This window comes from Marisediminitalea alba (assembly GCF_002993365.1).
Taxonomy (GTDB): Bacteria; Pseudomonadota; Gammaproteobacteria; order Enterobacterales; family Alteromonadaceae; genus Alteromonas; species Alteromonas alba.
Window position 1 is genome coordinate 1 of sequence record NZ_PVNP01000006.1, and the last position, 3,517, is coordinate 3,517.

Annotated in this window: 2 protein-coding genes and 1 pseudogene; 1 reads left to right on the forward strand and 2 read right to left on the reverse strand. The window is 49.3% G+C overall.

Annotated elements, in window-relative coordinates; all coding sequences use genetic code 11:
- Both C6Y40_RS24880 and C6Y40_RS00945 read right to left on the reverse strand, forming a co-directional pair.
- Positions 1–263: pseudogene (locus tag C6Y40_RS24880) on the reverse strand (IS4 family transposase); the annotation flags it as partial.
- A 159-nt stretch (positions 264–422) separates the two neighbouring features.
- Positions 423–2,468 carry an NADPH-dependent 2,4-dienoyl-CoA reductase gene (locus C6Y40_RS00945; protein WP_105932902.1) on the reverse strand — a complete coding sequence of 682 codons (2,046 nt, stop codon included), beginning with the start codon at positions 2,466–2,468 and terminating at the stop codon, positions 423–425.
- A gap of 118 nt (positions 2,469–2,586) precedes the next feature.
- Between C6Y40_RS00945 and C6Y40_RS00950 the strand changes: the two genes are divergently transcribed.
- Positions 2,587–3,192 carry a TetR/AcrR family transcriptional regulator gene (locus C6Y40_RS00950; protein ID WP_105932903.1) on the forward strand — a complete coding sequence of 202 codons (606 nt, stop codon included), beginning with the start codon at positions 2,587–2,589 and terminating at the stop codon, positions 3,190–3,192.
- Positions 3,193–3,517: the final 325 nt, after the last annotated feature.

Below are 3,517 nucleotides of genomic sequence, written 5' to 3' on the forward strand. Positions count from 1 at the left end.
CTGCCACAAAATAGTTGGCAAATAGATGCATAGATAAACGGTGTTTCACTTAATAAATGCGGGTTTGAAAGCAAGCGGTCGGCACGTTTAATCCGATGTTTTTCATAAGCTTTAGTACTAATCCCACGACCAATACTCGTTACGCTTGCTGCGCTTCCATGAAGAAGGCTTTTCACGCACGCCGTTACCACATCCCGACGCGCTTTATGCATTTTATAGCTGACAAGCGATATGACATTGTTCACAATAGATAGGGCATTCATGGCAGTTTGGTCTCGGTGATTTTTGGCGATTGATCTGATCACCAAACGTCATGAATGTTCCTATCTTTTTTTATCTTATTGATATTGCATTATTATTTGTGGGGATACCTCAGGGTCAGAGAACATTACCGTTGATAATGTTCTCTGACCCCATTAATTTTAGAGGGCCATTGCTACTTTGGTGCCCTGTTCAATGGCCCGTTTGGCATCAAGCTCAAGTGCTTCATCGGCGCCACCAATAAGGTGATAAGGCAAGGAAAGCCCCTCTACTAGTGCCCGCTGAGGCTCCTGACCAGCACAAATGATCACGTTATCCACGTCGAGCACCTGCTGCTCCTCGCCAACCGTGATATGCAAACCGTTATCATCGATTTTGTGGTACTGCACGCCCGGGATCATTTTCACCCCTTTCATTTGCAAACCTAAGCGGTGCGCCCAGCCGGTAGTTTTACCCAGGCCAGCGCCCACCTTGCTGGATTTACGTTGCAGCAGAACTATTTTTCTGGGTGACTGCTCAGGCTGTGGCTGCATGCCTTCCACCCCGCCACGGGCAGAGAAAGTCATATCAATTCCCCACTCGCGCATAAAGGCGGCGATATCCTGACTTGGTACAGACTTTCCGTGGCTTAAATATTCAGCGGTATCAAAGCCAATGCCGCCGGCGCCAATAATCGCTACTTTAGCGCCTACCGGTTTTTTATCCCGTAGTACGTCCAGGTAGGTCATTACTTTACTGTGATCGATACCTTCGATAGCAGGTATACGCGGCACAATTCCGGTAGCCAGTAATACTTCGTCAAAGCCGTGTTCGTTTAACGTTTGTGCGGTGACAGGAGTATTCAGCTTAACTTCGACATTAAGCAGCTCCAACTGGCGCTTAAAATACCGCAGGGTTTCGTAAAACTCCTCTTTACCAGGGATCTGTTTGGCAATATTAAACTGCCCGCCGATTTCTGCTGCAGCATCAAACAGTACTACGCTATGACCGCGTTTAGCCGCTGTAGTAGCCGCTGCCAATCCGGCCGGGCCCGCTCCAACAACCGCCACCTTTTTGGGCGATTCGGTCAGGGTCATCTTGTACATCAGTTCATGACAGGCAAAGGGATTTACCAGACAACTGGTGAGTTTGCCGGCAAAAATATGATCAAGACAGGCCTGGTTACAGCCAATACAGGTGTTAATTTCATCACTGCGCTGGGTTTGCGCTTTATTGACAAACTCAGGGTCGGCCAGGAATGGCCGGGCCATGGAAACCATATCGGCATCGCCGCGAGCCAGTACCGATTCGGCCACTTCCGGTGTATTTATTCGGTTAGAGGTGATCACCGGTACGCTTAGAGCCTGGCGGAATTTTGCTGTCACCCAGGTAAATGCCGCTCGCGGCACTTTAGTGGCAATAGTCGGGATGCGCGCTTCATGCCAACCGATACCGGTATTTATGATAGATGCGCCGGCTTTTTCAATAGCTTGGCCCAGCGTGACCACTTCCTCATAGGTTGAACCACCCTCTACCAAATCGAGCATCGACAACCGGTAAATAATGATAAATTCGTCACCCACTGCCTCACGAACACGGCGCACTACTTCCACTGGCAATTTAATGCGGTTTTGGTAGTCACCGCCCCATTCATCGCTACGATGATTGGTTCGGGCAGCGATAAACTGATTGAGGAAGTACCCCTCAGATCCCATGATTTCAACGCCATCATAGCCTGCTGCATGGGCCCGCCTGGCCGTTTCGACAAAGTCGTTAATCTGCCCTTCGATTTCTTCGCTGGTTAGCTCACGGGGTTTGAACTGATTAATAGGAGCCTGCAAAGCCGAAGGCGCCACCAGATTAGGGTTATACGCATAACGACCGGTATGCAGAATTTGCATGCAAATTTTGCCGCCATGAGCATGCACGGCATCAGTTACCATTTTGTGATGCGCTACCGCTTCGTCGCTGTCGAGCATCTTGGTTTTAATGTGTACGCCGCCTTCCTGATTAGGCCCGATACCGCCGGTTACCATCAAGGCCACACCGCCCTTGGCCCGGGTAGCGTAGAACTCTGCCATGTGAACGTGTCCGTTGGGCATCTCTTCCAAACCGGTATGCATGGAGCCCATTACAATCCTGTTTTTTAACTGGGTGAAGCCTAAATCCAGTGGTTCGAATAAATGCGGATACGACTGATGTTGATTAGCAGCGGTTGCCTGCGACATGGGAGCCCCTATTATTAACATTTCATTAAACTGAACAGTGTCAAGATAGCATTGAATTTGACACTGTCAAGATAAAGATTATGCTAGGCAGAAATTGTGACACTTTTTAGGACGCCCTATGCCGTCATCCGGCACTCAAACCTATCATCATGGTGATTTACGTTCTGCATTACTGGATGCGGCTACCTCCCGAATTGAACACCAGGGCATCGACGGCCTTTCGCTTCGCAAGCTGGCCGATGATGTAGGCGTATCGCGCTCAGCGCTTTATCATCACTTTCGTGATAAAAACGCCCTCCTTAACGCGGTAGCCGCCAACGGGTTTGCCAACTGGATTGCCATGACCTCTGAATCCGGGGGTGATGAAACAGTCCCCGCACAGGTAAGAATGAAGCAGTTTGTGTATGGATATGTGCATTGGGCTGTGGAACATCCGCAGTTGTACGATCTTATGTTTGGTCGACCTATCTGGAAAAACGATCTAGCCGACGATGAACTGAAAGACGTGGCCTACCCGGCGTTTCAATATATGTTGAGCCTGATTACTCACTGGCAGCAAAAGGGCTTGCTATTGGCCGATAAGCCGGCATTACGTCAGACGCAGGTCATCTGGGCGACCCTGCACGGCCTGGCAAAACTGGTTACCGACGGCGTGTACGCGGACTCCGCCCATATCGATGAAATGTGCGACTGTGCAGTGCTGATGCTACTACCTAAAAAATAAAATAAAGAAAATAAAGGGGTCGAAATAAAGGGGTCAGAGGGAAATAAAGGGGTCAGAGTACATTATCTAGGATAAAGTACTCTGACCCTGAGGGATCCCCACGAATTTAATTTCATGTGCCTGCGGCCCAGGCAGCGTCAACTATGGAGCTGTACCATTTGAGTGCAGCTTTCCACTGTCGCATAGTGAATCTTATTCGGCAAGCAATAGCTCTCAGACCGAGATAGTGGAATGACAGCACGCTTCTGGTGTCGGTATTAGCTTGGAAGCGCCGATGTTTATTCGAAGAGACGACTACCATACCCAATAAGATAGCAACCAGTGA